Source organism: Psychrobacter sp. CoH-33_TS_01, assembly GCF_058189395.1.
This window is the reverse complement of record NZ_JBVGQI010000019.1, coordinates 1-3,425: the sequence shown is the minus strand read 5'-3', so window position 1 is coordinate 3,425 and position 3,425 is coordinate 1. Positions and strand designations below refer to the sequence as shown.

General features: G+C 46.0%; 3 protein-coding genes. All 3 read left to right on the top strand.

The window, feature by feature from the left end:
• The first annotated feature begins 202 nt into the window (after positions 1-202).
• The 3 genes from exaC (at position 203) to ACZ2XM_RS15340 (ending at position 3,366) form a co-directional block, all read left to right on the top strand.
• Complete coding sequence (gene exaC / locus ACZ2XM_RS15350) at positions 203-1,729, top strand: acetaldehyde dehydrogenase ExaC (protein ID WP_133378726.1); 1,527 nt, start codon at positions 203-205, stop codon at positions 1,727-1,729.
• 97 nt (positions 1,730-1,826) lie between these two features.
• Positions 1,827-2,855, top strand: a complete 1,029-nt coding sequence (gene adhP / locus ACZ2XM_RS15345) for an alcohol dehydrogenase AdhP (protein WP_490589839.1) — start codon at positions 1,827-1,829, stop codon at positions 2,853-2,855.
• A 184-nt stretch (positions 2,856-3,039) separates the two neighbouring features.
• The gene (locus ACZ2XM_RS15340; RefSeq protein ID WP_060995664.1) at positions 3,040-3,366 is read left to right on the top strand and encodes a DUF779 domain-containing protein; all 327 of its coding nucleotides are present in this window, start codon (positions 3,040-3,042) and stop codon (positions 3,364-3,366) included.
• The last annotated feature ends 59 nt before the right edge of the window (positions 3,367-3,425 follow it).

Here is a 3,425-nt window from a genome sequence, read left to right as displayed (position 1 = left end):
CTAAATTTATGAAACAACCTGATTTGCTTTACTAAAAGCACCTATCTTTATGTATAAAAGTTCAGTAGGATAGACTGTCAACCTGATCAGGAAGATCCAGCAAAACCGTGCAAGTGACTTTATAGATATGACCTCAAAAGATCATATATCAAAGGCTTGAACGTTTATTTGCTTTATAAATTAATACAACAAGGAGTCGTTAATGCTACACGCCTATCCCAATACAGAAAACAGCCCCGTCCAATTCCGCGAAAAATATGACAACTTTATCAATGGTGAGTGGGTCGCACCAGCCGATGGAGAATACTTTGACAACACCAGCCCCATTGACGGTAAAGTCATCTGCCAAGTCGCCCGTTCAAAAGAAGCGGATATTGAAAAAGCCTTAGACGCTGCTCATGCTGCCAAAGACGCTTGGGGCAAAACCAGTGTCGCTGAACGTGCCAATCTACTGCTCAAAATTGCAGATAAGATGGAAGCCAATTTAGAAGCCATCGCCATTGCCGAAACGTATGAAAACGGCAAGCCTGTACGTGAAACCCTAGCAGCAGACATTCCATTAGCTGTCGATCACTTTCGCTATTTTGCCAGTGCCATTCGCGCCCAAGAAGGCGGCATCAGTCAAATTGATGATGACACGGTTGCTTATCACTTCCATGAGCCACTTGGTGTCGTCGGCCAAATTATCCCATGGAACTTTCCGATCCTCATGGCAGTATGGAAGCTAGCCCCTGCGCTTGCTGCTGGTAACTGTATAGTACTCAAGCCTGCAGAGCAAACGCCTGCCTCTATCCTATTTATGCTAGAGACGATCGGGATTGCTGATATCTTACCAAAAGGTGTCCTCAACGTGGTCAACGGTTTCGGAGTTGAAGCTGGTAAGCCGCTTGCCTCCAATCCACGTATCAATAAAGTTGCCTTTACTGGTGAGACGACTACTGGTCGCCTAATCATGCAGTACGCCAGTGAAAACATCATTCCAGTTACCCTAGAGCTGGGTGGTAAGAGTCCAAATATCTTCTTTGCTGATGTCATGGACGAAGACGATGATTTCTTGGATAAAGCCGTTGAAGGTTTGGTCATGTTTGCCTTAAACCAAGGTGAGGTTTGTACCTGTCCGTCGCGTGCTCTGGTACATGAGAGTATTTATGATGAATTTATCAAACGCTGTATCGAGCGCGTCAAAGCCATCAAAATGGGCAATCCACTAGACACTGACACCATGATTGGTGCCCAAGCCAGCTCAGACCAGTTAGAAAAAATCTTATCTTATCTGGATATCGGTAAAAAAGAAGGCGCAAAAGTCTTGGTTGGCGGCGAGCAAGCCAAACACGATGGCGAGCTTGGCGACGGTTATTATGTGAAACCGACCATCTTTGAAGGCACCAATGATATGCGCGTGTTCCAAGAAGAAATCTTTGGACCAGTACTTGCCGTCACGAAATTTAAAGACGACGAAGAGGCCATGAGCATTGCCAATGATACCTTATATGGTCTTGGTGCTGGAGTCTGGACACGCAGTGTACACAAAGCCTATCGCTTCGGACGTGGCATCCAAGCAGGTCGCGTGTGGACCAACTGCTACCACATCTATCCTTCGCATTCTGCATTTGGTGGCTACAAGCAATCGGGTATCGGCCGCGAAAACCATCTAATGATGCTTGATCATTATCAGCAAACCAAAAACATGCTGGTTTCTTATAGTCCCAAAAAGATGGGCTTCTTTTAAGCCTGTCTGTCACGCACTTTATGGCAGCCACCATAAAATAATGAGTTGGTAGATATGACATCTATCAACTCACCATCCACGATAAGGAGAAAGTAACATGGCTAATAAAATGAAAGCTGCGGTTCTGCATGAGTTCAACCAACCTCTGCAGATTGAAGAAGTTGATATCCCTACCCCAGGTCCTGGTCAAATTGTAGTAAAAATGCAGGCATCAGGTGTCTGTCATACCGACCTGCACGCTGTCGAAGGCGATTGGCCAGTCAAACCAAGCCCCCCGTTTATCCCTGGTCATGAAGGTGTCGGCCTGATCACTGCTGTGGGTGAAGGTGTTAAGCATGTTAAAGAAGGCGACCGTGTCGGTGTGCCTTGGCTCTACTCTGCCTGTGGTCACTGTACGCACTGTCTAGGTGGCTGGGAAACCCTGTGCCTAAGTCAAAAGAACTCTGGCTACTCAGTGAATGGTAGCTTTGCAGAATACGTATTGGCAGATGCTGACTATGTTGGCATTATTCCTGAGAGCGTTGACTCTGTTGAGATTGCACCAGTTCTATGTGCGGGTGTGACGGTATATAAAGGTCTGAAAATGACAGACACCAAACCAGGTGATTGGGTCGTCATTTCAGGTATCGGTGGACTTGGTCACATGGCGGTACAGTACGCCATTGCCATGGGACTGAACGTTGCTGCCGTCGATATTGACGATGAAAAGCTCGATTTTGCCAAAAAACTGGGGGCAAAAGTCACCGTCAATGCCAAAAACACCGATCCTGGTGAGTATCTGCAAGAAGAGATCGGCGGTGCTCATGGTGTGCTAGTGACAGCCGTCTCCTCTAAGGCCTTTGATCAAGCGCTGACCATGCTGCGCCGCGGTGGTACTTTAGTCTGTAATGGTCTGCCAACAGGCGACTTCCCTGTCTCTATCTTTGATACGGTACTAAATGGTATTACCATTCGTGGCTCAATCGTTGGTACACGCCTGGACCTACAAGAGTCGCTAGATATGGCAGCGGCAGGTCAAGTAAAAGCGACTGTTGCCGCTGAGCCACTTGAAAACATCAATGACATTTTTGATCGTATGCGTGATGGTAAGATTGAGGGTCGCATCGTCATTGATTACTCTATGTAGACATGTCAATTATTTGAGACATTTTTATTTTTTAGAAATTATCTCGATAATTACGACGTTTGGTCACAAATAACAGGTCGTATCGTTTTCAGCCACATGCTATTAATGATGTGAGTGATGATGATGCGGCCTTTTATATTTTACCGATTAGTTTGGGTAAAAGTTTAAAAATAAGGAGCACGTTATGAAACTTGAAGCGACAGAAGCCTGCGTTGCGTTAATTGAGCTATTAAAGTCCAAACACGGTGACCTGATGTTCCATCAATCTGGCGGCTGCTGCGATGGTAGCTCACCGATGTGTTATCCATTGGGCGAGTTTAAAGTGGGCGGCCAAGACGTGCTCATCGGTGAGCTCGCTGGCTGTCCCTTTTATATGGGTAAAGCGCAGCATAAACTTTGGCAACATACGGATTTAACCATCGATGTGGTCGATGGACGCGGGGCCAGTTTTTCGCTTGAGATACCTGAAGGTAAGCGCTTTATCGTCCGTTCAGAAGTATGTGCGGTGTAAACTACTACTTTATTCACAAGAAGCTATCAGTCTCATATCAGCGCATTTTATGTCTTATT

Coding starts and splice junctions, on each gene's coding strand:
- exaC (WP_133378726.1), top strand. CDS start 203: ATGCTACACGCCTATCCCAATACAGAAAACAGCCCCGTCCAATTCCGC.
- adhP (WP_490589839.1), top strand. CDS start 1,827: ATGGCTAATAAAATGAAAGCTGCGGTTCTGCATGAGTTCAACCAACCT.
- ACZ2XM_RS15340 (WP_060995664.1), top strand. CDS start 3,040: ATGAAACTTGAAGCGACAGAAGCCTGCGTTGCGTTAATTGAGCTATTA.